This is a genomic window from Actinophytocola sp., from assembly GCF_050699915.1.
Lineage (GTDB): Bacteria > Actinomycetota > Actinomycetes > Mycobacteriales > Pseudonocardiaceae > Actinophytocola.
The window spans coordinates 35,335-59,928 of the sequence record NZ_JBOHGA010000008.1; the positions used below are offsets into that span (position 1 = coordinate 35,335).

Annotated in this window: 27 protein-coding genes and 3 pseudogenes; 11 read left to right on the forward strand and 19 right to left on the reverse strand. The window is 69.3% G+C overall.

From position 1 onward, the window contains the following. Window positions 1–76: 76 nt before the first annotated feature. A complete protein-coding gene (gene recO, locus ACRDSK_RS02790) occupies window positions 77–838 on the reverse strand; it encodes a DNA repair protein RecO (protein ID WP_431438270.1) in 762 nt (253 codons plus the stop codon). 141 nt (window positions 839–979) lie between these two features. Here recO and ACRDSK_RS02795 point away from each other — a divergent pair, with 141 nt between their 5' ends. Beyond that, window positions 980–1,690 (forward strand): hypothetical protein, encoded by a 711-nt coding sequence (locus ACRDSK_RS02795; RefSeq protein WP_431438271.1) that lies wholly within the window; start codon window positions 980–982, stop codon window positions 1,688–1,690. Here the strand turns inward: ACRDSK_RS02795 and era are convergent. From era to ACRDSK_RS02865, 14 genes and pseudogenes are all read right to left on the reverse strand, one after another. After that, entirely contained in the window at window positions 1,670–2,578 is a 909-nt protein-coding gene (era, locus tag ACRDSK_RS02800; protein WP_431438272.1) for a GTPase Era, read from the reverse strand. The two genes, ACRDSK_RS02795 and era, sit on opposite strands and share 21 nt — an antisense overlap. 20 nt (window positions 2,579–2,598) lie before the next feature. Beyond that, entirely contained in the window at window positions 2,599–2,922 is a 324-nt protein-coding gene (locus tag ACRDSK_RS02805) for a cytidine deaminase (RefSeq protein ID WP_431438273.1), read from the reverse strand. Further along, on the reverse strand, window positions 2,915–4,237 hold the full coding sequence (locus ACRDSK_RS02810; RefSeq protein ID WP_431438274.1) for a hemolysin family protein: 1,323 nt from the start codon (window positions 4,235–4,237) through the stop codon (window positions 2,915–2,917). Before ACRDSK_RS02810 ends, ACRDSK_RS02805 begins: the two co-directional genes overlap by 8 nt. A 153-nt stretch (window positions 4,238–4,390) precedes the next feature. After that, window positions 4,391–4,924, reverse strand: a pseudogene (gene ybeY, locus ACRDSK_RS02815) (rRNA maturation RNase YbeY); the annotation flags it as partial. A gap of 150 nt (window positions 4,925–5,074) precedes the next feature. Then, window positions 5,075–6,100 (reverse strand): PhoH family protein, encoded by a 1,026-nt coding sequence (locus ACRDSK_RS02820; protein ID WP_431438275.1) that lies wholly within the window; start codon window positions 6,098–6,100, stop codon window positions 5,075–5,077. Between the two features lie 278 nt (window positions 6,101–6,378). Next, window positions 6,379–6,732, reverse strand: a complete 354-nt coding sequence (locus ACRDSK_RS02825) for a histidine triad nucleotide-binding protein (RefSeq protein ID WP_431438276.1) — start codon at window positions 6,730–6,732, stop codon at window positions 6,379–6,381. 9 nt (window positions 6,733–6,741) lie between these two features. After that, window positions 6,742–7,701 (reverse strand): DNA polymerase domain-containing protein, encoded by a 960-nt coding sequence (locus ACRDSK_RS02830; RefSeq protein WP_431438277.1) that lies wholly within the window; start codon window positions 7,699–7,701, stop codon window positions 6,742–6,744. A gap of 536 nt (window positions 7,702–8,237) precedes the next feature. Beyond that, window positions 8,238–8,972, reverse strand: a complete 735-nt coding sequence (locus ACRDSK_RS02835; protein WP_431438278.1) for a 16S rRNA (uracil(1498)-N(3))-methyltransferase — start codon at window positions 8,970–8,972, stop codon at window positions 8,238–8,240. Window positions 8,973–8,977: 5 nt separating this feature from the next. Beyond that, window positions 8,978–10,126, reverse strand: a complete 1,149-nt coding sequence (gene dnaJ / locus ACRDSK_RS02840) for a molecular chaperone DnaJ (RefSeq protein ID WP_431438279.1) — start codon at window positions 10,124–10,126, stop codon at window positions 8,978–8,980. Window positions 10,127–10,156: 30 nt separating this feature from the next. After that, complete coding sequence (gene hrcA, locus ACRDSK_RS02845; protein ID WP_431438280.1) at window positions 10,157–11,182, reverse strand: heat-inducible transcriptional repressor HrcA; 1,026 nt, start codon at window positions 11,180–11,182, stop codon at window positions 10,157–10,159. Window positions 11,183–11,246: 64 nt separating this feature from the next. Continuing rightward, window positions 11,247–11,417, reverse strand: a complete 171-nt coding sequence (locus ACRDSK_RS02850; protein WP_431438281.1) for a DUF397 domain-containing protein — start codon at window positions 11,415–11,417, stop codon at window positions 11,247–11,249. A 17-nt stretch (window positions 11,418–11,434) separates the two neighbouring features. Next, entirely contained in the window at window positions 11,435–12,271 is an 837-nt protein-coding gene (locus ACRDSK_RS02855; protein ID WP_431438282.1) for a helix-turn-helix domain-containing protein, read from the reverse strand. Between the two features lie 67 nt (window positions 12,272–12,338). Continuing rightward, on the reverse strand, window positions 12,339–13,217 hold the full coding sequence (locus ACRDSK_RS02860; RefSeq protein ID WP_431438283.1) for an RNA polymerase sigma-70 factor: 879 nt from the start codon (window positions 13,215–13,217) through the stop codon (window positions 12,339–12,341). Then, window positions 13,214–13,783 (reverse strand): carboxymuconolactone decarboxylase family protein, encoded by a 570-nt coding sequence (locus tag ACRDSK_RS02865; RefSeq protein ID WP_431438284.1) that lies wholly within the window; start codon window positions 13,781–13,783, stop codon window positions 13,214–13,216. Before ACRDSK_RS02865 ends, ACRDSK_RS02860 begins: the two co-directional genes overlap by 4 nt. 106 nt (window positions 13,784–13,889) lie before the next feature. Between ACRDSK_RS02865 and ACRDSK_RS02870 the strand changes: the two genes are divergently transcribed. Genes ACRDSK_RS02870 through ACRDSK_RS02880 form a run of 3 tightly spaced genes read left to right on the forward strand, consistent with a single transcriptional unit; the run spans window position 13,890 to window position 16,298 of the window. Beyond that, entirely contained in the window at window positions 13,890–14,678 is a 789-nt protein-coding gene (locus tag ACRDSK_RS02870) for an ABC transporter ATP-binding protein (RefSeq protein ID WP_431438285.1), read from the forward strand. Window positions 14,679–14,686: 8 nt separating this feature from the next. Next, complete coding sequence (locus ACRDSK_RS02875; RefSeq protein WP_431438286.1) at window positions 14,687–15,448, forward strand: ABC transporter permease; 762 nt, start codon at window positions 14,687–14,689, stop codon at window positions 15,446–15,448. Window positions 15,449–15,467: 19 nt separating this feature from the next. Beyond that, window positions 15,468–16,298 (forward strand): MerR family DNA-binding transcriptional regulator, encoded by an 831-nt coding sequence (locus ACRDSK_RS02880; protein WP_431438287.1) that lies wholly within the window; start codon window positions 15,468–15,470, stop codon window positions 16,296–16,298. A gap of 58 nt (window positions 16,299–16,356) precedes the next feature. Here ACRDSK_RS02880 and ACRDSK_RS02885 read toward each other — a convergent pair. Together ACRDSK_RS02885 and ACRDSK_RS02890 are read right to left on the reverse strand one after the other, a co-directional pair. Further along, window positions 16,357–16,641, reverse strand: a pseudogene (locus tag ACRDSK_RS02885) (hypothetical protein); the annotation flags it as partial. Then, window positions 16,557–17,036 (reverse strand): annotated as a pseudogene (locus ACRDSK_RS02890) (TauD/TfdA family dioxygenase); the annotation flags it as partial. The pseudogenes ACRDSK_RS02885 and ACRDSK_RS02890, both read right to left, overlap by 85 nt. A gap of 105 nt (window positions 17,037–17,141) precedes the next feature. Here ACRDSK_RS02890 and ACRDSK_RS02895 point away from each other — a divergent pair. From ACRDSK_RS02895 to ACRDSK_RS02910, 4 genes are all read left to right on the forward strand, one after another. Further along, window positions 17,142–17,588 (forward strand): NUDIX hydrolase, encoded by a 447-nt coding sequence (locus ACRDSK_RS02895; RefSeq protein ID WP_431438288.1) that lies wholly within the window; start codon window positions 17,142–17,144, stop codon window positions 17,586–17,588. Next, complete coding sequence (locus ACRDSK_RS02900; protein WP_431438289.1) at window positions 17,585–18,763, forward strand: helix-turn-helix domain-containing protein; 1,179 nt, start codon at window positions 17,585–17,587, stop codon at window positions 18,761–18,763. Before ACRDSK_RS02895 ends, ACRDSK_RS02900 begins: the two co-directional genes overlap by 4 nt. A gap of 210 nt (window positions 18,764–18,973) precedes the next feature. After that, a complete protein-coding gene (locus ACRDSK_RS02905) occupies window positions 18,974–19,882 on the forward strand; it encodes an oxidoreductase (RefSeq protein ID WP_431438290.1) in 909 nt (302 codons plus the stop codon). Between the two features lie 28 nt (window positions 19,883–19,910). After that, on the forward strand, window positions 19,911–20,699 hold the full coding sequence (locus ACRDSK_RS02910) for an endonuclease/exonuclease/phosphatase family protein (protein WP_431438291.1): 789 nt from the start codon (window positions 19,911–19,913) through the stop codon (window positions 20,697–20,699). Here the strand turns inward: ACRDSK_RS02910 and ACRDSK_RS02915 are convergent, their stop codons facing one another. Next, complete coding sequence (locus ACRDSK_RS02915) at window positions 20,700–21,902, reverse strand: cytochrome P450 (protein ID WP_431438292.1); 1,203 nt, start codon at window positions 21,900–21,902, stop codon at window positions 20,700–20,702. It lies immediately after the preceding gene. Between the two features lie 62 nt (window positions 21,903–21,964). On the opposite strand from ACRDSK_RS02915, the gene ACRDSK_RS02920 reads away from it, so the two are divergent. The 3 genes from ACRDSK_RS02920 (at window position 21,965) to ACRDSK_RS02930 (ending at window position 23,925) form a co-directional block, all read left to right on the forward strand. Then, window positions 21,965–22,591: a TetR/AcrR family transcriptional regulator gene (locus ACRDSK_RS02920; protein WP_431438293.1), complete on the forward strand. Its 627-nt coding sequence runs from the start codon at window positions 21,965–21,967 to the stop codon at window positions 22,589–22,591. Between the two features lie 68 nt (window positions 22,592–22,659). Continuing rightward, window positions 22,660–23,439 carry a hypothetical protein gene (locus tag ACRDSK_RS02925; RefSeq protein ID WP_431438294.1) on the forward strand — a complete coding sequence of 260 codons (780 nt, stop codon included), beginning with the start codon at window positions 22,660–22,662 and terminating at the stop codon, window positions 23,437–23,439. 63 nt (window positions 23,440–23,502) lie between these two features. Next, window positions 23,503–23,925, forward strand: coding sequence for an SRPBCC family protein (locus tag ACRDSK_RS02930; protein WP_431438295.1), 423 nt, complete (start codon window positions 23,503–23,505; stop codon window positions 23,923–23,925). On the opposite strand, the gene ACRDSK_RS02935 is transcribed toward ACRDSK_RS02930, so the two are convergent. Continuing rightward, window positions 23,922–24,594 (reverse strand): coproporphyrinogen-III oxidase family protein (locus ACRDSK_RS02935; RefSeq protein ID WP_431438296.1); only part of this gene is annotated, 673 nt, incomplete at its 5' end. The two genes, ACRDSK_RS02930 and ACRDSK_RS02935, sit on opposite strands and share 4 nt — an antisense overlap.

Sequence of the window (24,594 nt, forward strand, 5' to 3'; positions counted from 1 at the left end):
TTACGTTCGGCATCCTCTCGAACAGGTCGGAGTTGCGGGAGTTCCCGGCCGGCCGCTCACCCGAGCAGTCGGAGTGTCAGGCCTCTGTGGGTGTTGGGGCCGGGGTGGGTTTGCGTTCTACCAGGGGTAGTGAGCGGAGTTGGCGTTCCAGGTGCCACTGGAGCAACGCCGCGATCAGGCCGCTGCCCTCTCGGCGCGCGGCCTGGGTCGCGGACTCCGCCACCTCCCACGTGCCGGTGGCCAGGGCGTCCATCAACCGCAAGGTGTCCTGTGCCGGGACCGCCGAGCCGGGCGGGCGACAGCGGGGGCACACCGCTCCCCCCGCCTGCACCGAGAACGACTTGTGTGGGCCCGGCTCGTTGCAGCGGGCGCACTCGCGGACGGCCGGGGCCCAGCCGGCGAAGGCCATCGCTCGCAGCAAGAACGCGTCCAGTACCAGGGACGGGTCTCGGGTGCCGTCGGCCAGAGCCCGTAACGCGCCGGCGACCAGCAGGTACAACCGCAGCACCGGCTCGCCCTCCTCCGGGCACAGGCGGTCGGCGGTCTCCAAAACCGCGCAGCCCGCGGTGTAGCGCTGGTAGTCGGACATGATGCCGGCGCCGAAGGCATCGAGGGTCTGTACCTGGGTGATGATGTCTAGCGTGCGCCCGGTGTAGAACTGCACGTCGATGTGCGCGAACGGCTCCACCCGCGCGCCGAAGCGCGACGTGGTGCGCCGAACCCCCTTGGCCACCGCGCGGACCTTGCCGTTCTTGCGGGTGACCAGGGTGATGATGCGGTCCGCCTCGCCGAGCTTCTGCACGCGCAGCACCACTCCGATGTCGCGGTACAGACTCACGACCTCGCCTCACAGGCTCGGCCAGGCCGCTCGCGGTCGCCCTGTGTCGATTGGTTCGCTCCGCAAGCTCCGCTCACGTCTCCATCGTCTCATTCCGTGCCGACAGTTTCGTGGCGGACACGATGTGCTGTGATCGTGGGCGTGACACGAAGTTCGGTACCGGCGCTCGGCAAGCTGATCGTGGCGCCCCGGCCGCTGTTCGACTACCGCAACATGTTCCTGCTGACCGACGAGGACCTGCTCGCCGGTCCGATCCTCGACTGCCCCGGCGGCGGCTCCCCGTTCGCGGCGCAGGTGCGGGCGCGCGGTGGCAAGGCGGTCAGCGTGGACCCGCTCTACGGTCCCCGCGCCGTCGTGGAGGCGCGCATCGCGAAGGAGCTCGCCCGCGTGCACGAGTGGCTGACCTCGGGCCCCATCGGGCTCGACTGGGACTACCACGGCTCGGCGGACGCGATGCTGCGGGCGTTCGAGGTGTCGGCCGACCTCTTCCTCGCCGACTACGCCGAGGGCAGCCCGCACTACGTTCCCGCGGCACTACCGACGCTGCCCTTCGCCGACGGCGAGTTCCGGCTGACCCTGAGCAGCCACCTGCTGTTCACCTATCCCCAGTTCGTCTCCTTCGACCAGCACGTCGACTACCTGCTTGAGATGGTCCGCGTGACGTCTGGCGAGGTGCGGGTCTGCCCGATCGCGGACCCCGCCGGGGTGCCGTACCCGCGACTCCAGGACGTGCGCACGGCACTCGCGGAGCACGGTGTCGCCACCGAGCTGCGGGAGGCGAAGTCGGCCTACAGCAAGGGCGGCGACGACATGCTCGCCTGCCGTCGGGACTCAGAAACCCAGGCGCCGTAGCTGTTTCGGGTCGCGCTGCCAGTCCTTGGCCACCTTGATGTGCAGGTGCAGGTAGATCTTGCTACCCAGCAGCGCCGCGATCTGCCGCCGCGCGGTCTGGCCGACCGTGCGCAGTCGCTCTCCCTTGTGGCCCAACACGATGCCCTTCTGGCTGTCGCGCTCCACGTACAGGTTCGCGTAGATGTCCAGCAGGTCGTCGCGGTCCTCCCGCGGCACGATCTCCTCCACCAGCACGGCGATCGAGTGCGGCAGCTCGTCCCGCACGCCCTCGAGCGCCGCCTCGCGGATCAGCTCCGCGATCAGCACCGCCTCCGGCTCGTCGGTCAGCTCGCCGTCCGGGTACAGCTGCGGCCCCTCCGGCAGGCGGGCCACCAGCAGGTCGGCGAGGGTCGACATCTGGAATTCGTCCACTGCGGACACCGGGACGAGGTCGGCGAACTCCATCACGTCCTGCAGCGTCATGAGCTGGTCCGCGATCTGTTGGCGCGACGCGAGATCCGTCTTCGTCACGACGCCGATCACCGGTGTGTGCCGAGACAGCTTCACCAGCTCCGAGGCGATGAACCGGTCCCCCGGGCCGATCTTCTCGTCGGCCGGCACGCAGAAGCCCACGACGTCCACTTCGGACCAGGTGGCGCGGACGACGTCGTTCAACCGCTGGCCGAGCAGCGTGCGGGGGCGGTGCAGGCCCGGCGTGTCCACGATGATCAGCTGTGCGTCGTCGCGCTGGACGATGCCCCGGATCGCGTGCCGGGTCGTCTGCGGCTTGCTCGACGTGATCGCGACCTTCGTCCCGACGAGCGCGTTCGTCAGCGTCGACTTCCCGGTGTTGGGCCGGCCGACGAAGCAGGCGAACCCCGATCGGTGCGCGCTGTCCGGAGTGGTCATCCGACCATTCTCGCTCGTGGTCAGCGCAGCGCCCCGGACGGGTCCGCCAGCAGCACCGGCGCGTCGGCTCCGAGGTCGGCGACCGCCGCGCGGGAGTCGGCGTCGACCGAGGGCGACTCGCTGACCACGACGGCGGCCTCCAGGCCCGAGGCACCCGACGACACGGCCGCCGCGACCGCCGCCTGCAGCGCCGTCAACGACAACGACGGCAGCGCCACGGTGCCCGCGAGGTAGGTCCGGCCGTCGAGGTCGCGGACCGCCGCACCCTCGGCGGCGCCGGTCCGCACGCGCGCCGACTTCGCCAGGGTGATCAACTTCGCGTCCTCGGGGTCCAGCTCAGGCACGCTCGGCGCTCCTCTCCTGCTCGTTCTCCACCGCGTCGGCCGGGGCCGCGCCGCGGACCACGACCGACGTGATGCGCATCCGCCCGCGGCCGTCCTTGCCACCCTCCGCGCGCAGCCGCAGCCCGGCGATCTCGGCCTCGGTGCCGGGCAGCGGCACCCGGCCGAGCCGCTGCGCGAGCAGGCCGCCGACGGTCTCCACGTCCGAGTCGTCGAGCTCGAGGCCGAACAGCTCGCCGAGGTCCTCGACCGGCAGCCGCGAGCTGACCCGGAACCCGCCGTCGGTGAGGTGCTCGATCGGCGGCCGGTCCTCGGTGTCGGACTCGTCGGTGATCTCGCCGACGATCTCCTCCAGGATGTCCTCGATCGTCAGCAGGCCCGCGGTGCCGCCGTACTCGTCGACCGCGATCGCCATGTGGTTGCGGGACAGCTGCATCTCGCGCAGCAGGCCGTCGAGTCGCTTCGTGTCCGGCACGAACGTGGCATCGCCCATCAGGTCGCCGACCGTGGACGGTCGGTCGCCGTTGCCGGTCGCCTCCATCGCCGAGCGCACCAAGTCCTTCAGGTTCACCACGCCGACGATCTCGTCGACGCTCTCCCCGATCACCGGCAGCCGCGTGTACCCGGTGCGCAACGACAGCGCGAGCGCCTGGCGCACCGACTTCGTCTGCTCGATCCACACCATCTCGGTGCGCGGCACCATCACCTCGCGGGCGATCGTGCCGCGCAGCTCGAACACCGAGTGGATCATCTCCCGCTCGTCGGCGTCCACCACGCCGCTCTCCTGCGCCATGTCCACCAGCTCGCGCAGCTCGACCTCGGAGGAGAACGGGCCCTCGCGGAAGCCGCGGCCGGGCGTGATGGCGTTACCGATGACGATCAGCAGCCGCGACAGCGGGCCGAGAACCGTGCCGAGCGCGCGCACCGGACCGGCCGCGATGAGCCCGACCGCGTACGGGTGCTGCCGGCCGAGCGTGCGCGGCCCGACGCCGACCAGCACGTACGACACGACGATCATGCTGAGCGCGGCGATCAGGCCGGCGGGCCAGTCGGAGTCGGTGAGCTTGAGGCACGCGACGGTGACCAGCACGGTCGCGATGAGCTCGCAGCCCAACCGCAGCAGTAGCAACAGGTTGATGTGCCGCGGCCGGTCCGACACGATCGCGAGCAGCTGGCGCGACCCGGCCCGGCGGCCGCGAACCAGGCCTTCGACACGGGCGCGGGACACCGCCGACAGGGCCGCGTCCGCGCAGGCGAACATCCCGGCGGCGATCACGAGAATCACCGCGATGACGAGCAGGCCGACCGTGTCAGGCAACGCGTCCCCCCAAGGGACCTATTCGACGGGATCGCCCGGTCGCGGGTCGGCCGGGCGATGTTCGTGTTGTCGCGCCGCGTCCGCGTCGGCCGGCTGGGACTCGGCCGGCCCGGCTTCGGTCGGCTTGGTATCGGCTGGCTTGGCATCGGCCGGCTCGGCTTCGGCGAGGCCGACGGCGCCGAGCAGCTTGTCGTCCTCGCGTCGCTGCGCCGCGCGACGCCGGGCCGCGGCGCGCTCGGTCTTGAAGTCGGCGAGGATCCGCTTCTGCAGCGTGAACATCTCGCGTTCCTCGGCCTGCTCGGCGTGGTCGTAGCCGAGCAGGTGTAGCACGCCGTGGACGGTGAGCAGGTGCAGCTCGTCCATCAGGCCGTGGCCGGCCTTTTTGGCCTGGTCGTGGGCGAAGCGGGGGCAGAGGACGAGGTCGCCGAGCAGCGCCGGCCCCGGCTCGGGCGCGTCGGGGCGGCGGGCCGAGTCGAGCTCGTCCATGGGGAAGGCCATCACGTCGGTGGGGCCGGGCAGGTCGAGGTAGCGCTCGTGCAGCTCGGCCATCACATCGAGGCCGACCAGGGCCACCGACAGCTCGGCGAGCCGGCTGACCTGCATGCGGTCCAGTGCGAACCGAGCCGCGGCGACGATCGACGGTTCGTCCACCGCAACCCCGGACTCGTTGGCGATCTCGATACTCACGACACCCCCTCGCAGGCTCGGTGCCGCCGCTCGCGGTCGCCCTGTGTCAATGGTTCGCTCGCAAGCTCGCTCACGACACCCCCTCGCAGGCTCGGTGGTGCCGCTCGCGGTCGCCCTGTATCAACGGTTCGCTCGCAAGCTCGCTCACGACTACCGACCTCGCCGCGTGCCCGAGTGCCGGACCTCCGGCTCGTTGTCCTGGACCGCGTGCCACCGGTCGTAGGCGTCGACGATGTCCCCGACCAGCTTGTGCCGCACCACGTCGTGGCTGTTCAGGACCGAGAAGTGCACGTCGTCGACGTTGTTCAGGATGCCCTGCACGACGCGCAGCCCGCTCTGCGTGCCACCCGGTAGGTCGACCTGCGTGATGTCGCCGGTGACGACGATCTTCGAGCCGAAACCCAGCCGGGTGAGGAACATCTTCATCTGTTCCGGTGAAGTGTTCTGCGCCTCGTCGAGGATGATGAACGCGTCGTTGAGCGTGCGCCCCCGCATGTACGCCAGCGGGGCGACCTCGATCGTGCCGGCCTGCATGAGGCGCGGGATCGAATCGGGGTCGACCATGTCGTGCAGCGCGTCGTAGAGCGGGCGCAGGTAGGGGTCGATCTTCTCGTAGAGCGTGCCGGGCAGGAAGCCGAGGCGCTCGCCGGCCTCGACGGCCGGGCGGGTGAGGATGATGCGGTTGACCTGCTTGGCCTGCAGCGACTGGACGGCCTTGGCCATGGCGAGGTAGGTCTTGCCGGTGCCGGCGGGGCCGATGCAGAAGACGACGGTGTGCTTGTCGATGGCGTCGACGTACTTCTTCTGGTTCAGCGTCTTGGGGCGGATCGTGCGGCCGCGGCGGGAGATGATGTCGAGGCTCAGCACCTCGGCCGGCGACTCGGCGGCGCCGGCCGAGAGCATGGCGACCGTGCGGCGGACGGCGTCGGGCCCGAGCTGCTGGCCGCGGCTTGCGAGCGTGACGAGCTCGGCGAACACCCGCTCGGCGAACGCCACGTCGGCGGGCTCGCCGGAGAGGGTGACCTCGTTGCCGCGGACGTGGATGTCGGCGTCGAGCAGCTCCTCGGCGACGCGGAGGTTCTCGTCGCGGGAGCCGAGCAGCGCGAGCACCGCTTCGTCGGGAACGACGAAGCGTGACTGGGCGGTGGTGGCGATCGCCTTGGTCGTTGGTTGCACAGAAGTCTGGGGCTCGCTGCCCCGTGCGGTACCGGTCACGTGCGTTCGGTCCTGCCTTCTGCGCTCGGTGCGCCAGTTCGTCGATTATTGACGCCTTGATGCTAGCCGCCCACACCGACGGCGCGCACCGACGTTGTCTTTGTCGGTCGGCGAGCGGCGTGTGGAGGGTGGGGCGCTGAGCAGGCCAGATGTCGTCGGCTTGGCCTCCGGCCCCCGATTTCCAGCCTACTCGGAAGGTCTGACGGGAACGGGGTGAGTGGTGCAGCGGTGTGGACAGGTCAGCCGGTGGGGCGGCCGAACATGCCGAGCAGCTCGCCGCCCAGGAGGTGCAGGTGGGCATGGAACACGGTGCGCCCGGCGTCCTCGCCGGTGTTGAACACGAACCGGTAGCCCGACACGTCGATGCCCTCCGCCTTGGCGACCGCGGCGCCGGTGGCGAGCACGTCGGCCAGCAACTGCGGGTCGGCGGCGGCGAGCTCGACGGCGTCCTCGTGGTGGGTCTTCGGCACGACCAGGATGTGCACCCTCGCCTGCGGGTTGATGTCCCGGAAGGCCATCGTCGTCTCGGTCTCGTGCACCTTGGTGGACGGGACTTCCCCGGCGACGATCTTGCAGAACAGGCAGTCGGACATGCGAGCAGGCTAGTCGTCCTCGTCGGGGGGCGGCTCGCCTTCACGCTCGTCGCGGGCGGCCCAGTCGAGCAGCTCGTCGAGCGAGTAGGCGGTGTCGTCGATGCCGGCATGCAGGTCGCCGAGCGACGCGTACCGGGCGGGGACGGTGGCGATGGTGAACTCCCGCGGGTCGACGTCGGCCAGCTCGTCCCAGCGGATCGGGGTCGACACGCGCGCCTCGGGGACGCCGATGACGGAGTACGCGCTGCGGATCGTGTGGTCGCGGGTGTTCTGGTTGTAGTCGACGAAAACCGTGGCCGGGTCGCGCTCCTTGCGCCACCACGTGAGGTCGACGAGGTCGCCGGCGCGCCGCTCGACCTCGCGGGCGAACGCGTGCGCGGCGCGCCGCACGTCGCGGAAGCCCCACCGCGGCTCGATGCGGACGTAGACGTGCATGCCCTTGCCGCCGGAGGTCTTGGGCCAGCCGACGGCGCCGAGCTCGTCGAGCAGCTCCTTGGTGACCTCGGCGACCCGCCGAACCTTGTCGAAGGACGCCTCCGGCATCGGATCGAGGTCGATGCGCCACTCGTCGGGCTTCTCTGTGTCGGCGCGGCGCGAGTTCCACGGATGAAACTCCACACAGGACATTTGCACGGCCCAGATGACGCTGGCGAGCTCAGTGACGCACAGTTCGTAGGCGTGGCGCCCGAAGCGCGGAAAGTCGACCCGCACGGTCTCCACCCAGGGCGGCGCCCCGCGCGGCAGCCGCTTCTGGTGAACCTTCTCGCCGGCGACGCCGTCGGGGAAGCGGTGCATCATGCAGGGCCGCTCGCGCAGCCCACGCACGATCCCGTCGCCGACGGAGAGGTAGTACCGAACGAGGTCGAGCTTGGTCTCCCCCCGAGCGGGGAAGTACACGCGCCCGGGATTGGTGACCCGCACGACCCGATGCCCGACCTCGAGCTCCTCAACCGGAGTAGATCCCGCCACGCCCCGAAAGGTAGCGCCCCAACAGCCAAGTTGCCCAATACAACGCGAAACCGAACCAAGAAAAGAAGACAAGAGAGCAAAGCCCCGAAAGTTTCGTCGGAGAACGGAACCGAAGAACAACCAGATCCGAGAAGACGAGATGAAATCGGCGAGCCGATGCGAAGCGAGACAACTGGCCGAAGCGAAGCGACTGGCCGAGCCGATGCGAAGCGAGGCGACTGGCCGATGCGAAGCGAGGCCAGTCGAACGCTGGTCAATACAACAAAGAAACCAAGCTGGGTCAGCAGGAGCTCGCACCGTGGGGGGTTTCGGGGGGCTCGGCCCCCCGGCCAACACACCGATGGGGCCAAACCGCGAAGCGCAAAGCGCGAGTAGGCGAACCGAAGCCCCGAGGATGCCGCGTCGCGGTGAAGCCTGGGGGTCGCTCCACCGCGACGCGGCGCCGCCGGACCGAGGGGGGAGGTGTCCGGCGGTAGTCCAAAACGCATGGCGCCCACCAGTCGCCTGCAATGCAAAGAGTAGACCGTTGGACACGCTCAGCGCCAGCGTGTCGTCAGTACTCCTAGGGCCGCGATGGCGGCCGCCGGTGCCGTGGACGCCCTCAGCACGGTCGGGCCGAGCCTCGCGACCTGCGCACCTGCCTCTCGCAGGGCGATCAACTCGCCATCGGAAATACCTCCCTCGGGCCCTACGACGACTAGCAGATCGCCGTCGGCCGGAAGGTCCAAGTCGGTAAGTCCACTTGGGGCAGCGGCGTCGAGCACCACGGTCAGCGCCGATTCCCGGACCAGCACGGCCAACCCGGCCGTCGACACCGGCTCCGCGACCGACGGCACCCACGCGCGCCGCGACTGCTTGGCCGCCTCGCGCGCCGTGCTTCGCCAGCGTGCCAACGCTTTCGCGCCTCGCGGGCCGTCGTCCCAGCGGGCGACACAGCGCGACGCACGCCAGGGGACGACCGAGTCGACGCCGGTTTCGGTGGCCAGTTCGACGGCCAGCTCGCCGCGGTCCCCCTTGATCAGGGCAAGCCCGAGGACGATGCGCAAAGCAGGCGCCGGCACGTGCCAGCGCCGCGAAATCCGTAGCGCCAACGAGTCCTTGCCCACCGTCGACTCCACGACACACGCCGCCGAACCGCCGACACCGTCGGACACGACCAACTCCGAACCGGGACCAAGCCGGCGCACGGCAGCGGCGTGTCGACCCTCCGGTCCGTCGAGTACAAACGTTTCAGAGAACGGCAACTCCGCAACCAGGAAGACGGGCGCCATGTCGCTCAACGGTGCCGGGCGCGCAGCCGCGAGAACAGCCCGCCGCCGCGACCGTTCGCGGACGCCACCACGTGTCCCTCTTCGCCGCGCAGGTTCGCCAGCTCGCGCAGCAGCTCGGTCTGCCGAGCGTCCAACTTCGACGGTATGTCGACCTCCACATGCACGTGCAGATCACCGCGCCCGTCGACCCGGCCGGTCGAGCGCAGCCGCGGCAGGCCGTGCCCCGCGAGCACCAGCTCGGTGTTCGGCTGCGTGCCCGGCTCCAGCGTCAGCTCGACCGTGTCGTCCAACGTGTCCAGCGGGACCACCGACCCCAGCGCGGCGGTCGTCATCGGGATCCGCACCGTGCAGTGCAGGTCCGCCCCGTTGCGCTCGAACGTGCGGTGCGGCAGCTCGACGACCTCGACGTACAGGTCGCCGGCCGGCCCGCCGCCCGGGCCGACCTCGCCCTGGCCGGACAGCCGCACCCGCATGCCGTCGGCGACACCCGGCGGGACCTTCGCGGTGATCGTCCGCCGCGCGCGCACCCGACCGTCTCCGGCGCACTGCCGGCACGGGTCGGGAATGACCTCGCCGATCCCCCGGCACACCGGGCACGGCCGGGCCGTGACGACCTGGCCGAGGAACGACCGCTGCACCGACTGGATCTCGCCGCGCCCGGCGCACGTGTCGCACACCTGCGGCGACGAGCCCTCCGCGCACCCGGACCCGCGGCACTCGTCGCACAGCACGGCCGTGTCGACGGTCAGCTCGCGGCTCACCCCGGTGTTGCACTCCTCCAGCGACAGCTCGATACGGATCAGCGCGTCCGCGCCGGGCTGCACGCGGCTGCGCGGCCCCCGCCCGCCGCCGGCGCCGCCACCGCCGAAGAACGCGTCCATGATGTCGCCGAGCCCGAACCCGGCGAACGGGTCGCGGCCTCCCCCGCCGCCACCGTTGCCGAGCGGGTCGCCGCCCATGTCCACGATCTTGCGCTTCTGCGGGTCCGACAGGACCTCGTAGGCCGCCGTCACCTCGCTGAACCGCTCCTTCGCGGACTCGTCCGGGTTGACGTCCGGATGCAGCTCGCGCGCGAGCTTGCGGTAGGCACGCTTGATCTCCTCGGAGGTCGCGTCCTGCCGCACGCCGAGTGCGCCGTAGTAGTCCCTCGCCACCGTGTTCCTGTCCTCCTGTCCCAGCCGGCGTCAGTGCCCGGCCAGGATGTCTCCCACGTAGTTGGCGACCGCGCGCACTGCCGCGATCGTCCCCGGGTAGTCCATTCGCGTCGGGCCCACCACGCCCATCCCACCCAGCAGGGTGTGGTGCGCCCCGTAGCCGATCGAGACGACAGACGTGCTGCGCATCTCCTCGGCCTCGTTCTCCTCGCCGATCCGGACGGTGACCATGCCCGGCGAGCCCGCGGCGGCGAACAGCTTGAGCACCACCACCTGCTCCTCGAGCGCCTCGAGAACCTGCCGCAGCGACCCGGGAAAGTCCGCCGCGTTGCGAGTGAGGTTGGCCGTGCCGCCCAGGACCAGCCGGTCCTCCGGATGCTCGACGAGCGACTCCACCAGTATGGTCGCGATCCGCGTCATCGCGTCTCGCAGCTCGGTGGGGGCCTCCTCGAGCAGCTCGCTGACCTTGGCCGCGGCGTCGGTGACGCGGTGGTCGACGAGCGCCGAGTTGAGCATCGTGCGCAGCCGGCCCACCGTTTCCTCGGTGATCACGTCGCCCAGGTCGATCATCCGCTGGTCGACCCGGCCGTTGTCGGTGATCAGGACCAGCATGACACGCGCCGGCGTGAGCTGGACCAGCTCGATGTGCCGGACCAGCGAGTGCGTCAGCGTCGGGTACTGGATGACCGCGACCTGCCTGGTCAGCTGGGCGAGCATCCGCACGCTGCGGCGCAGCACGTCGTCCAGGTCGATGGCGCCGTCCAGGAACGAGCGGATCGCACGTCGCTCGGCCCCCGACAGCGGCTTGACCTCGGACAACCGGTCGACGAACAGGCGGTAGCCCTTGTCCGTCGGGACCCGGCCGGCGCTGGTGTGCGGCTGCGCGATGTAGCCGTCCTCCTCGAGCGAGGCCATGTCGTTGCGCACGGTGGCGCTGGAGACGCCCAGGTTGTGCCGGTCGACGATCGCCTTGGACGCCACCGGCTCCTGGTTGGAGACGTAGTCCGCGACGATCGCCCGGAGCACCGCGAACCGGCGCTCGTCCGAGCTCGCCACCCTGCACCTCCCTCGGTTTCACCCACGAGTTTACGGAGCGCCTGGCACTCCCTCTCGACGCGTGCTAGCGGAGCGAGCCGAGCAGGCGGATCCAGCTCTCGCGCGGCACCGTCAGGACGGGGCCGGACCGGTGCTTCGAGTCCCGGAGTGCGGCAGCCTCGGGCGGCAGGGCAACCTCGACGCACTCGGTGCCCTCACCACTGCTGAGACTGCTCTTCCGCCAGACCAAGTCCACCGTCGATCCCTTCCCACCTACAGCTCGGCGTGCCGCCGAAGCAGCTCGACCGAGTCCTCCGGACCCAGTGCCTCCGACCACAGCTCCCGGAACAGCTGATGGAACCTGCTGATCTGCTCTGGGCTGTCGAGGAACTGCTCGTTGAAAGGGTACTGGTGATAAATGACGTCGGGCTCCTCCATATCGCGCGGGAACCGCATGATGCTGAAGGCGCCCTGCAGGCCCGGATGCGCTTGCGCCAACGGCAGCACTCGAATGTCGATGTTCGGCCGCTCGGCTGCCTCGGCCAGGTGAGCGAGCTGGCCGGCCTGCACGTCCTGCCCGCCCACCGGGCGCATCAGGACGGGCTCGTCCAAGATCACCTTGAGTCGCAGCGGTTGCTCGCCGTCGAGCCGTTCTTGCCGAGCCCTGCCCAAGGCGATGTTGCGAGCGATCAGATCATCGATGTCCCGGCGGCCCCGGTGGATGCGCCCCAGCCAGGCTCGGGTGTGGTCGGGCGTCTGCAGCAGGCCGTGCACTGTGGCCACGCCGAGGGAGAGGATCTCAGCAGCCTCGGTCTCGTAGTCGACGTACATCCCGGCGACTCCAGGCCCGAACTCGTGCCACCAGCCCTTCTCTCTGGCATGGAGGGCCATCTCGATGAGGCCGGGCCAGCGGTCGCCGCCGATCTCGTAGAGGTCGAGCACGTGCACGTTGATCTTGGTGCCGCCGGTCTCCAGCCGGTTCAGACCGGAGCGGCTGAGGTAGAGCAGCTGTGCGGCGTCGTCGAGGGTGAGGTGTGCCTCCTTCCGGAAGCGGACCAGCAGCCGGCCGAGTCTCCGCTTGTTGAGGCCAGGGCTGTAGCGGTCGTTCATTGGATTCCCCCTTCGCGACACAGAGATCAGCCCACCATCTCCGTGCGATGTGCGAAGTGGGATCCCGTCACTCGATCGGTTGTTTAGTCAGGTGCACGGTCTCGCCGAGCCGGGCGAGCTTGTCCGGGTTGGCCACCGTGTAGATGCGGCTGATCCGACCGGCCTCGAAGACGAAACTGACCGCGGCGTTGAGCACGCCGTCGAGGTCGATGCGTAGCGCCGGGGCACCGTTGAGCCACATGGTCCCCATTCGGGCGCCCGCCCCGTACCTGGGGAAGCCGGAAAGGATCTTGGCCACGCGCTCGGCGCCCTCGACCGGGTGGCGGAACGCTGGCACCAGGCCGCCGCCGTCGGCGACCAGGACCACGTCGGGCGCGAGGACGTCGAAGAGGCTTTGCAGGTCACCGGTGACGATCGCGGTGCGGAACCGTTCCACGACCGCCTGCTGCTCGGCCCGGCTGACCGCCATGCGGGGCCGCCGGGCCGCCACGTGCTCGCGGGCGCGGTGGGCGATCTGCCGGACGGCGGCCGGGGACTTGTCGAGCGCGCCGGCGATCTCCTCGTACGGTGCCTCGAACACCTCGCGCAGCACGAACACCGCCCGCTCGGTCGGGCCGAGCGTCTCCAGCACGGTGAGCATCGCATAGGAGACGCTCTCGGCGAGCTCGACGTCCTCGGCGACGTCGGGACTGGTCAGCAGCGGTTCGGGCAGCCACTCGCCGACGTAGTCCTCGCGCCGACGGGCCATGGTGCGCAGCCGGTTGAGCGCCTGGCGGGTCACGGTCCGCACCAGGTAGGCCCGCGGGTCACGCACCTCGGCCCGGTCGACGTCCGCCCAGCGCAGCCAGGTCTCCTGCACGACGTCCTCGGCGTCGGCGGCGGAGCCGAGCATCTCGTAGGCGACCGTGAAGAGCAGGCTGCGGTGGGTGAGGAAGGGGTCGGTCATGCCGTGGCTCTCTCGGCCAGTGGGCGCATCTCGCAGGCGGCGGCGAACCCCTGGGCCTCGATCCCGAGCGCGACGTTGCCGCGGGCGGCCATGTTGCCGAACGCGATGAAGGTCGTCAGCTCGATCATCCCCGGGGCGCCCAGTTCCTCGAGCAGCGCGGCGGACATCTCGTCGGTGACGGTGGGCGGGGTCTGGCTCATGGCCTCGGCGTACTCCATGACCTGGCGCTCGAGCGGGGTGAAGACGTCGGACTCGCGCCAGCGGGGCACCTCGCGGGCCTTGGCCTCGTCGAGGCCCTCGTTGTGGGTGGCGAAGTAGGCGTAGTCGAGGCACCAGCTACACCCGATGAGCGAGACGGCGGCCATGTGGGCGAACGACTTCAGGTTCGCGTCCACGCCGTGCAGCTTGCTGACCTTGCGGCCGAAGCTGCTCGAAGCCATGACGATCTTGGGGTGGTGCCACATCACCGCGAGCGGCTCGGGCACGACGCCGAGCATCCGACGAGCGACGATCTTGATGAAGCGGCCGGTCACTCCGGTGAACTCGGTGGCGGGGATGCGGGCCATGTCTCCTCCTGTTGTCGATGTTCGCGCATGGAGACACCGCTCGCGACCACGTTGTGACACCTCGGGCTTGACCCTGACGCAGCGTCAACCCTCCATGCTGTTCGTCATGAGCACGCCACCGACAACCGATCAAGTCCACCCGCCCGCGATCCACGTGCGGGGCCTGGAGAAGTCGTACAAGGAGCTGCACGTGCTGCGCGGCGTGGACCTCGACGTGGCACGGGGCAACATCCTCGCCCTGCTCGGCTCGAACGGGGCGGGCAAGACCACGATGGTGAAGATCCTGTGCACGCTGCTCAAGGCCGACGCGGGGACTGTCCGGGTCAACGGCTTCGATGTCGCGACGCAGGCCGCCGACGTACGCGAGGCCATCAGCCTCACCGGGCAGTTCGCGGCGGTCGACGAGATCCTCAGCGGGCGGGAGAACCTCGTCCTGATCGCCAAGCTGAGGCACCTCGAGAACCCGGGCGCGATCGCGGATGACCTGCTGAAGCGCTTCTCGCTGACCGAGGCGGGCGCCCGGAGGGTTGCCACCTACTCCGGTGGCATGCGCCGCCGCCTGGACATCTCGATGAGTCTCATCGGGAACCCGCCGATCATCTTCCTCGACGAGCCGACGGCCGGGCTGGACCCGGAGGCGCGCATCGAGGTGTGGCGGGCCGTCAAGGAGCTCGCCGATGGCGGCACGACCGTGCTGCTCACCACCCAGTACCTGGAAGAGGCCGAACAGCTGGCCGACCGGATCGCGATCCTCCACGAGGGTCGGATCATCGTCGACGGCACCCTGGCCGAGCTCAAGAAGCTGCTGCCGCCCGCCAAGGTCGAGTACGTCGAGAAGCAGCCCTCCCTCGAAGACGTCTTCTTCGCGGTGGTCGGCCACGCGGAAAAGAGCTGAGGAACAACATGGCCACGCATTTCCTGGGCGACACCGTCGTCCTCACAGGACGGACCCTGCGTCACGTCACCCGCAGCCTGGACACGATCATCACGACCGCGATCACGCCGATCGCCCTGATGCTGATCTTCGTCTACGTGTTCGGCGGGGCGATCGACACCGGGACGGCCTCGTATGTGAACTACATGCTGCCCGGCATCCTGCTGATCACCATCGCGTCGGGCATCGCCTACACCGCGTTCCGGCTCTTCATGGACATGCAGGGCGGGATCTTCGAGCGGTTCCAGTCGATGCCGATCGCGCGGTCGTCGGTGCTGTGGGCGCACGTGCTGACCTCGGTGGTCGCCAACGTGATCTCGCTCGTGGTCGTCATCGGCGTCGCGCTGCTGATGGGCTTCCGCTCGGGCGCCGGAGTGCTGACCTGGCTCGCGGTGGCCGGCATCCTCGTCCTGTTCACTCTGGCGCTGACGTGGATCGCCGTCATCCCCGGCCTCACCGCGAAGAGCGTGGACGGCGCGAGCGCGTTCTCCTACCCGCTGCTGTTCCTGCCGTTCCTCAGCTCGGCCTTCGTGCCCACCGAGACGATGCCCGGCCCGGTGCGCGCCTTCGCCGAGAACCAGCCGGTGACCTCCATCGTCGAAACGATCCGCGACCTGTTCACCCAGCAACCGGTCGGCAGCGACATCTGGATCGCACTCGCCTGGTGCGTCGGCATCCTCGTCGTCGCCTACGTCTTCGCCAACATCGTCTACCGTCGCAAGATCTCCTGACTGGGTGCAGGATCAGGGCATGCTGACGATCGGTCAACTCGCGGCGTACGCGGGCGTCACGGTGCGGGCGGTGCGGCACTACCACCAGATCGGGCTGCTACCCGAGCCGTCGCGGGATGCGTCGGGTTACCGACGTTACGGCGCGATGGCGGTCGTGTCGCTGGTCAAGATCCGTACCCTCGCCAACGCCGGCGTGCCACTGTCGGAGATCGGTCACATGCTCGAAGCCGACGAGTCGACCTTCGCCGAAGCGGTGCAACGGATCGACGACCACCTACGCGACGAGATCGAACGGCTCGAGGCAAGCCGCAAGCAGATCACGCAGCTCGCTGCCGGGGACAGTCTGGCGCTCCCGCCGGAGGTGATCTCGTATCTGGATCGGCTGCGGGAGATCGGGGCGTCGGAGCGGGTGGTGCAGGGTGAGCGGGACGGGTGGATCCTGGTCGCGGCTCGCTGGCCCGATGGCGTCAGCGAGGTCATGGCCAGCAAACACGCGCAGCTCGATGACCCGCAACTCGTTCGGCTCTATCGGGTCCTGTCGGAGCTCGGCGACAGTGACGCAGGCGACGACGAGCTTCTGGAGCTTCTGGAGGAAGCCGCCGATCTCATGGCTGGCATGGCCGAGCAGGCATACGCCGCCGGCGAGCTCAACGGCGAGGTGGCGCACGACGATCTGGCGGTTGACGTGCTGGACGCAATCGTCGTCGAGTCCGACCCGCGGGCGCAGCGGCTGCTGGACCTGTTGCGCGACCGTGGCTGGGTCGGTTGGACCCGGCTGGAGCGACTGGCCGAGCCGACGCCGACCGGAAGCCAGACGCGAGCGCCAAGCAGGCCAGCGGATCGCCGTTGACTCGGTACATCACGCGCTCCCCCGTGAATGCGCGTCGGCCGTGCAGCCAACGATGGTTGTCGATGACGTAACCCGTGCCGGCATCAAGCTTGAACAGGATGGCGTGCCGATCAATCGCCGCGCGAAGAACGGGTAGCCAGCGCGTAGTTTCCGGCGAGAACCAGGCACGGTCGTCAGCCGAAGGCGAATGACGATCCTGTCGCCGATTCTCGAGAAGATCGACCCAAGGTGCCCGGCGGCGCCGCCAAACAAGACCGATCGAGGGCTGCTCAATGCTTCGATCGCCTCGGGGCTCGTTTCGGCGAGATCGTCGTAAATTAATTTCCCGTCGACGGCGACGCATTCACCGCCACTGCTCGCGGGCCGCCCGCAGGACATCATCAACAGAGCGGGCGGGTTGGCGATTCCCGACCGGTCGGTGTGGGGATCGAGCGCGCACGCGCTGAAGCCCGCGAAGCCACTGCGAAGTTCACCACCAACGTCGGCGATCGTGGTGATTCCGGCCGCGTCGCTGTCCCGATGGGGAACGACCGCAGCGATCGAGCGGGCCAGTTGCAGCAGTTCATCAGGATTGTTCACGCCGTCGAACAGGACTAGCCCGTGCTCGGCCAGCAGCGAAACGAGCTCGGTCGCCGCGCCCTTCTGAGGGCTCACTCGATACCACGTCCACAAATCAGGCATCCCGTCCGACCTCCTCCAGAGTTCACCACTTCTGCAACTCAGGAAAGGCGATGTCATCGCCAGTGTCCAGTGACAGACTGTCAACCCGCTCAATCCAGATAAATCGTTGTTAGTGCGCTACCTTGTTCAGGAAGCAAGCCAGACCGGAGAGCAGAGGCACCAGTGGATCAGCACGCGCACCAGCAGCAAACGTTCTCGGTCTCGATCAAGGGGGTCGTGGTGCGAGACGGCAAGGTGCTCCTGCTGCGCAACGAACGCGAGGAATGGGAGCTTCCAGGCGGTCGCATCGAGGTCGGCGAGACTCCGGAAGAGTGCGTTGCCAGGGAGATTCTCGAAGAAACGCGCTGGAAGGTTCGGACCGGCCCGATTCTCGACACGTGGATGTACTACATAAACGCTGCCGACAAGCACGTTTTCATCGTGACATATGGTTGCTACCCGAGAGAAAACACACAGCCAGTGCTTTCTCATGAGCACAAAGAGATCGGCCTGTTCACCGAAAAAGAGGTACCCAAACTCTTCATGCCGGATGGTTACAAGCACTCGATCGCAACCTGGTACGCGAGGCTACGCGAGCACGCCTCAAGACTTGGCGGATGTCGGCAATGAGCACGGTCCCAGCCCGCCGCCTCGTGCCAGCGTTGTGGATGTGGTCGACTCGGGAAGCTGCCGCCGCGCTGACCAGCCGCGACCTGGCCACGATTCTGCAGACCTACCGCCGCCTCAACGGTCTCAGTCAACAACGCCTGGCTGACATTCTCGGCTACGACAAGACGTATGTGTCCATGATCGAAACGGGTCGCCGCTCGATCAATGACATCGGTACCCGTCGGCACATCGCACGCAAACTTGGCCTCCCCACGCACGTGTTCGGTGTGACCGACGGAGGAGACGCGGACTTCGCCGCCATGGTCCAGTTCGGTGATTCCACGATCCGACTGGCGGAAATCGCCCGACAGGCCGGCCGCGCGGTGGACGCCGTCAACGAACTGTGGCCACTCACAGCCCGCCTGGAAGCACGCGCTGCCGAAGGACACATCGAGCAGGACACCCTCTTGCTACTCGGGCGGGCGCGAGTGGCACTCGGTGTGTCGCTGGGCACCGTCCTCCCCGAAGAACGTCTGGCCGCCGCTGCCCGGTGGACCGGCAAGGCGTTGATCATCGCCGAACACCTCGAAGACCCTGCCTTCCTGGCACACACGCTCAGGATGCACGGCAACGAACTCCGCAAGGCGACCCGAGCACCGGCAGCGATCAAGCGACTCAGCCGCGCGGTGAAGCTGTCAACCGGCCCGGAAGGACAAGGAACCGCGCTCGCGTTCCTCGCCCGCGCAGCCGGAGAACACGGTGAACCAGACATCTTCGACAGCGCGATCGCACGGTTCCGTGACCTGCTCGACCACGGACGAGCGCAGGGGATGCTGTTCAACCCCTTCACCTTCCGCGAGATCCTGTTGCGCGGACTCGTCTCGACGGACCGCGCGGCCAAGGCGGTCCAGATCATGCAGACCGATCACGCGGACGCAACGCCGGCCGCCCCGCAGTGGCACATCATCGAGCGTGTCACCGCCGGACGGGTCCACCTCGCGGCCGGCGACAGTGACGGCGCCAGTGAAGCCCTCCGCACCGCCTTGGCCGCTGCCGAAGCGCTCCGGCTGCCGCATCAGGTCCAACGCACCATCCGCACGGCACAGGACGGTGGCCTCACCGAAATCAGCGCAGCTGGACAAGAAGCGCTGCTGCGGTTGAACAGGCTCCTCGCTCCAGCCGAGTCGGATCTGTGAAGCGAACGACACCTCGTCGACGGAGTGCTGTGGTTGCACATGGTCATGCGACCAACTCCCGGCGGTCCTCCCCGCCGCGCCCGAAATTGTCGGTGCTCGCGGGTAGCGTTGAAATCAGGGGGACCCCCCGGCGATTGAACGGACCGTTCAATCGGTCGACCTGTCCACAGGCGCCGCGAAGGCGCGCCGGGCGCGTGCCAGACTCCGGCCATGGCTTCTGAGGCGATCGACGCGGCGGCTGCGGGAACCTGGACGCTCGGGGACATGAAGGTCAACCGAGTCGGCTTCGGTGCGATGCGCTTGCCTCAGCGCGGCCCGGCGTTCGCGGCCGAGGCCGTCCCGGGCGACCGTGACCAGGCGATCGCGGTGCTGCGCCGCGCGGTCGAGTTGGGTGTCAACCACATCGACACCGCGAGCTTCTACTTCTCCTCACTGCGCTCGGCCAACGAACTGATCAACACCGCGTTGTCGCCGTACCCGGAAGACCTGGTCATCGCCACCAAGGTCGGGCCGGGCCGGGACGCGTCCGGCGAGTGGCGGCCCGCGGCCACCCCGGCCCAGCTGCGTGGCCAGGTCGAGGAGAACCTGCGTCAACTCGGCCGCGACCGGCTGGACCTGGTGAACCTGCGCCTGTCCGGGCCGGACCCGATCACCGAGCACATCGGCGCGTTGGCCGAGTTGCGCGACGCCGGCCTGATCCGCCACCTCGGCGTGTCCAACGCCCGCCCGGAGCATCTGGCCCAGGCCCAGGCGATCGCGCCCGTGGTGTGCGTGCAGAACTCCTACGGCCTCGGCCATCGCCCCCAGCAGGACCAGGTTCTGCATGCCTGCGGCGAGCAGGGCGTGGCGTACGTCCCGTTCTTCTCCATCGCCGGCGCCGGTCGCGAAGACGGACCCCGCGGCACCGAGCACGACGAGATCCTCGCGATCGCCACCGCGCACCGCGCCGGCCCGGCGCAAGTCCGTCTGGCGTTCGCCCTGCACCGTGGACCGCACGTGCTGGTCATCCCGGGCACCGGCGACCTCGACCACCTCGCCGACAACGTCGCCGCCGCGACTCTGCGGCTGACCCCCGACGACCTGGCCCGGCTGGACGCGATCCACCAAGGCCCGCAGTAGACCAAGATCAGTGTGGTTGCATACGGACATGCGACTCCCGTGGGTACTCGCCGCCGTTCTGCTCGTCGGGCTCGCCACGCCGGCGGCCGCCGCTGATCACAGGCCGCTGACGGTCCTGTCCTTCAACATCCACCACGGCGCCGGCCTCGACGGCGTCTTCGATCTCGACCGCATCGCCGGCGAGATCCGGCGCACCAATGCAGACATCGTGGGACTGCAGGAGGTCGACCGGCACTTCGGCGAGCGCAGCGAGTGGACCGACGAGCCGGCGGAGCTGGCAACGCGCCTCGGCATGCACGTCGTCTACGGCGCGAACCTCGATCTCGAGCCGCCGGCACCCGGACAACCGAGAAGGCAGTACGGCACCGCGATCCTCTCCCGCCACCCGATCCTCGACTGGCGGAACACGTTGCTGCCCAAGGGAAACCCCGACGAGGAACAGCGCGGGCTGCTGGCAGCCATCATCGACGTCGGTGGCCAGCACGTACGGGCGATGACCACCCACCTCCAGCACGACAACGCCGACTCCCGCCTGCTCCAGGCCCGCGCGGTCGCCGACGCCGTCAGCGACGCGACGAAACCGGTCGTGCTCACCGGCGACCTCAACGCGCCGCCGACGGAGCTGGAGATCACCACGCTCACACAGCTGCTCCACGACAGCCACGCGGCGGGTCACGGCGACGGGTTCACCTACCCGGCCGAGGCCCCGACCGCGCGGATCGACTACGTGCTGAGCGACGGACAGCCGGTCCACAGCAAGGTGTTGCCCACCGTGGCATCCGACCACCGCCCCGTGCTGGCAGTGGTCCGACGCTGATCAGACGCCGATCGGCACCGCGGCGGCGCCCCGGAGGTTGAGCCGGCCGTTCCACGTCACGTCGCCGGCCAGCGCCAACGACGGGAAACGCGAGGCCAGGCCGCCGATCGCGAGCCGGCCCTCCAACCGGGCCAGCGCCGCGCCCAGGCAGTGGTGCGGGCCGGCGCCGAACGAGACATGCCGGTGCGCGGCAGGGCGGTCGATCTGCAGCTCGTCGGCTGACGGGCCCCAGAACTCCGGGTCCCGGTTCGCCGCGCCAAGGCACGCGATGACGAACTCGCCGGCCGGGATCTCCTTGTCCCGCAACGGATACGGCGCCGTCGTGATCCGCCGGGTCTGCTGGACCGGGCTGTCGTAGCGCAGAAACTCCTCGACCGCGCCCCCGGCCAGCTCGGGCCGCGAACGCAGCAGCGCGAGCTGCGAAGGGTTGCGCAGCAACGCGACGACGCCGTTCGCGATGAGGTTGACGGTCGTCTCGTGGCCGGCGACGTAGAGCAGCAGCACCTGGGCCACCAGCTCGTCGTCGGACAGTTTGTCGCCGTCCTCCTCGGCCGCGATCAGGGCGGTGAGCAGGTCGTCGGCCGGGTTGGCGCGCTTCCAGGCGATGATCTCCTCGGTCATCCCGCCGAGCTGGACCTCGGCGTCGACGATCGCGCGGATGACCTCCGGGTCGGTGACCACCTCGAGCGAGCGGACCAGGGTGCCGGTCAGCTCGCGTAGTCGCACGTGGTCGGTCGGCGGGGTGCCGAGCATCTTCGAGATCACCGCGAACGGCAGTGGGAACGCCAGCTCCTCGACGAGGTCCACCTGCTTGCCGTCGGCGATGCGGTCCAGCGCCTCATCGACGAGCCCGGCGACCATCGGCTCCAAAGCGGCGACCGCGCGGGGCGTGAAGACCTTGGTGACGAGCGAGCGCAACCGCGTGTGGTCGGGCGGGTCACGGTCCAACATGGACAGTGTGACGGTGTTCCGCTCACCGACGAACGCCCGGTACTGGTCGGCGACCGGTCCCGCGGCGAGGTTGCGGTCCTCGACCGACAGGCCGGAGCGCAGCAGCTGCGCGACGTCGTCGTACCGGGTCAGGAACCAGAACCCCAGCGGGTGGTCGTGGACCGGGTCGAGGTCGCGCAGCTCGCGGTAGTGCTGGTAGGGGTCCGCCTCGAACCCCGGGAGCAACGGGTTGAAGACGACCGCTTCCGTCATTGGAGACCCCCTCGCCTACTCTGCGTTCGTAACATACGCAGCGTATGTTTTATACTCGGCGCATGTCAACGGCGAAGAGCAGACGCGACCAGTTCTCCGAAGCCACCCGCGCCGCGCTGCTCGACGCGGCCACCCAGCGGTTCGCCGAACTGGGCTACACGGGCACCTCGCTGGAGGACGTCGCCGCGGACATCCAAGCGAGCCGCGGCGCGGTGTACCACCACTTCAGCAGCAAGAAGGCGCTGTTCGAGGCGGTGTTCGCGCGGCTGGAGACCACAGTCGTCGACCAGGCGGCGAAGGCGGGCGCGCGGGGCACGAACGCGTGGGAGAGCTCGCTGCTGGCGCTGGACGAGTTCCTGACCCAGTGCTGCGACCCGGTGTACGGCCGCGTGGTGTGGCAGGAGGGACCGCTGGCGCTCGGCTGGGCGAGCTGGATCGAGGAGGAGCAGAAGTACGCGTACGGGATGGTGGAGACGTTCGTGCGCGCGTTGCTGGACAGCGGCGCCATCGTCCCGGTCCCGCTGGAGACGACCACGCAGCTGGCCTTCGGCATGCTCGGCGCGGCAGGCCAGGCGTTGGCGGGCGCCCCGGCGAGCGAGCAGCCGCGCATCAAGGAGGAGTACCTCGACGTGATGGGCCGAATGCTCCTGGGACTGCGCGCCAAGGGAGGCGCGGCGGCGGCCGGCTGAGGCGCGAATAACATCCCCGGACCGGCCGACGACATTCCGGTGAGCGGCCATCTACCGAGGACGTTGCGATGTGGGACACCACGCTGAAGGTGTTGCGCGACCCCCTGTTCGCCGTGGGACTGAGCCTCGTCCTCGCGATCTTGGCCAGCCGGGTCGGTGGCTGTGTGGCGCGGCTCCTGCTCGGCATCGGCGCGGTCGCCGCGTTCGTCTGGCTGCTGGTCAGGTTCGAGCCGTTCGAGAACGTCGTCGTCTCGATCGTGAGCGTCATCGGGACCGTGCTGGTGGTGCTGTTGATCTGCCTGGCGCTCCTCGCGATCGTCGCCATCCTGGCGGTCCACTCGATGCACCAACGCGAGACGCACCGTGAGGCGCGCCGGACGCACACCCCGCTGCCGCCACGGGAACCCGTGCTCGGGCAGGAACACCGGCTGGCCGGGTTCGTCGAGGTGCACGAGCGCCTGGAGACCATCGCGTCCTCGCTCGTCGACATCGACGACGACACCGGCATCCGCAGCATGATCGGACGGATGGCCGGCGCGTACTTCGGCGGCCTCACGCCGTACATGCCGGAGATCCGTGAGCTGACCGCCGAGACCAGCAGGCTGCTGCTCGAGCTCGTCGACTCCGACACCAGCGGCCTCGACCGGTTCCGGCTGCGCCAGGTCGCCACGGCCAGGACCTACCTGCCCAGCCGCGACGAGCTCGCCGAGCTGTGGGACGAGGACCTGCCCTGGTACGCCTACCGGGCGCTGCGCCTGTTGTGCGTGCACCGGCAGTGGCGGGCCCTCGCCACGGTGTTCAGCAAGTGCCAGTACGGCATGCTCGTCGTCTCCGGCGAGCCGATCTGACGGCTGGGCCGAAGACGGCTGTACGCTGCCCATCCCCAGCGAACTTCGAGGTGACCGACCGCCATGCGCTTTGAGCACTCCATCGACATCGATGCCCCGCAGCAGCGGGTTTGGGACGTCCTCAGCGACCTGGAAGCGTGGCCGCAGCGGATCGAGACGGTCGATATCGTCGAGCTGCTCACGCCCGCTCCCGTCGCCACCGGCACCCGCGTGCGCCTCAAGCAACCGAAGCTGCCGGAGGGCACCTGGGAGGTCACCGTCTGGGATGCGCCGTCCTACTTCGAGTTCCGCCAGAAGTCCGGAGGCGTGACCAGCGTCGCGGGCCACCGGGTCGAGACGCTGGCGGACGGTCGCTCCCGCCTGGCCCTGACACTGGAGATGCGCGGGCTGCTGGTTCCGGTCTTCGGCCGCATCTACAAGGGCCTGACCAACCGTTACATGACCACCGAGGCGCAGAGCCTGAAGCGCGCCGCAGAGTCCGCTTAGGTCAGGCGGCGGACGACCGCGTCGGCCAGGAGCCGGCCGCGCAAGGTGAGCACGCAGCGGCCGAAGCGGCCGTTCACGCCCTTCAGCGCGGCCGCGTCCAGCAGCCCCTCCTCCGCCATCCGGCGCGCCTGCGCCTGTGCCGGCTCGCTCAGGGCGTCGATCACGAGGCCGTCCACCAGACGCAGCTCCAGCATCACCCGCTCCAGCTGACGGTCCGAAGTGGATAGAAGCTCGCGGGCGACCGCCGGGGACGTGCCCTGCGCCAGCAGCGCCGCGTAGCGCGCCGGGTGCTTCACGTTCCACCAGCGCACCCCGCCCACATGGCTGTGCGCCCCCGGCCCGACGCCCCACCAGTTCGCGCCGTGCCAGTAGCCCAGGTTGTGCCGGCACCACGCCGCGGGCGCGCTCGCCCAGTTCGACACTTCGTACCAGTGCAGCCCGGCCGCCGACAGCGCCGCGTCGACCTGCTCGTAGCGGTCCGCCAGCACGTCGTCGTCCGGGGCGGGCAGGTCGCCGCGGGCGATGCGGCGCGCCAGGGCCGTGCCGGGCTCGACGATCAGCGCGTACGCCGACACGTGGTCGACGCCCGCCTCGAGCACCGCGTCCAGCGACGCGGCCAGGTCCGCCGCCCGCTCCCCCGGTGTGCCGTAGATCAGGTCCAGGTTGACG

Bases quoted from the DNA above. Each gene is read 5' to 3' on its own strand.
- ACRDSK_RS02900 (WP_431438289.1), top strand. From the start codon at position 17,585: ATGAGCACGGTCCCAGCCCGCCGCCTCGTGCCAGCGTTGTGGATGTGG.
- ACRDSK_RS02835 (WP_431438278.1), bottom strand. From the start codon at position 8,972: ATGGCGCCCGTCTTCCTGGTTGCGGAGTTGCCGTTCTCTGAAACGTTT.
- ACRDSK_RS02865 (WP_431438284.1), bottom strand. From the start codon at position 13,783: ATGGCCCGCATCCCCGCCACCGAGTTCACCGGAGTGACCGGCCGCTTC.
- ACRDSK_RS02860 (WP_431438283.1), bottom strand. From the start codon at position 13,217: ATGACCGACCCCTTCCTCACCCACCGCAGCCTGCTCTTCACGGTCGCC.
- ACRDSK_RS02925 (WP_431438294.1), top strand. From the start codon at position 22,660: ATGTGGGACACCACGCTGAAGGTGTTGCGCGACCCCCTGTTCGCCGTG.
- ACRDSK_RS02920 (WP_431438293.1), top strand. From the start codon at position 21,965: ATGTCAACGGCGAAGAGCAGACGCGACCAGTTCTCCGAAGCCACCCGC.
- era (WP_431438272.1), bottom strand. From the start codon at position 2,578: ATGACCACTCCGGACAGCGCGCACCGATCGGGGTTCGCCTGCTTCGTC.
- ACRDSK_RS02910 (WP_431438291.1), top strand. From the start codon at position 19,911: ATGCGACTCCCGTGGGTACTCGCCGCCGTTCTGCTCGTCGGGCTCGCC.
- ACRDSK_RS02915 (WP_431438292.1), bottom strand. From the start codon at position 21,902: ATGACGGAAGCGGTCGTCTTCAACCCGTTGCTCCCGGGGTTCGAGGCG.
- ACRDSK_RS02905 (WP_431438290.1), top strand. From the start codon at position 18,974: ATGGCTTCTGAGGCGATCGACGCGGCGGCTGCGGGAACCTGGACGCTC.
- ACRDSK_RS02825 (WP_431438276.1), bottom strand. From the start codon at position 6,732: ATGTCCGACTGCCTGTTCTGCAAGATCGTCGCCGGGGAAGTCCCGTCC.
- ACRDSK_RS02870 (WP_431438285.1), top strand. From the start codon at position 13,890: ATGAGCACGCCACCGACAACCGATCAAGTCCACCCGCCCGCGATCCAC.
- ACRDSK_RS02930 (WP_431438295.1), top strand. From the start codon at position 23,503: ATGCGCTTTGAGCACTCCATCGACATCGATGCCCCGCAGCAGCGGGTT.
- ACRDSK_RS02855 (WP_431438282.1), bottom strand. From the start codon at position 12,271: ATGAACGACCGCTACAGCCCTGGCCTCAACAAGCGGAGACTCGGCCGG.
- ACRDSK_RS02875 (WP_431438286.1), top strand. From the start codon at position 14,687: ATGGCCACGCATTTCCTGGGCGACACCGTCGTCCTCACAGGACGGACC.
- ACRDSK_RS02880 (WP_431438287.1), top strand. From the start codon at position 15,468: ATGCTGACGATCGGTCAACTCGCGGCGTACGCGGGCGTCACGGTGCGG.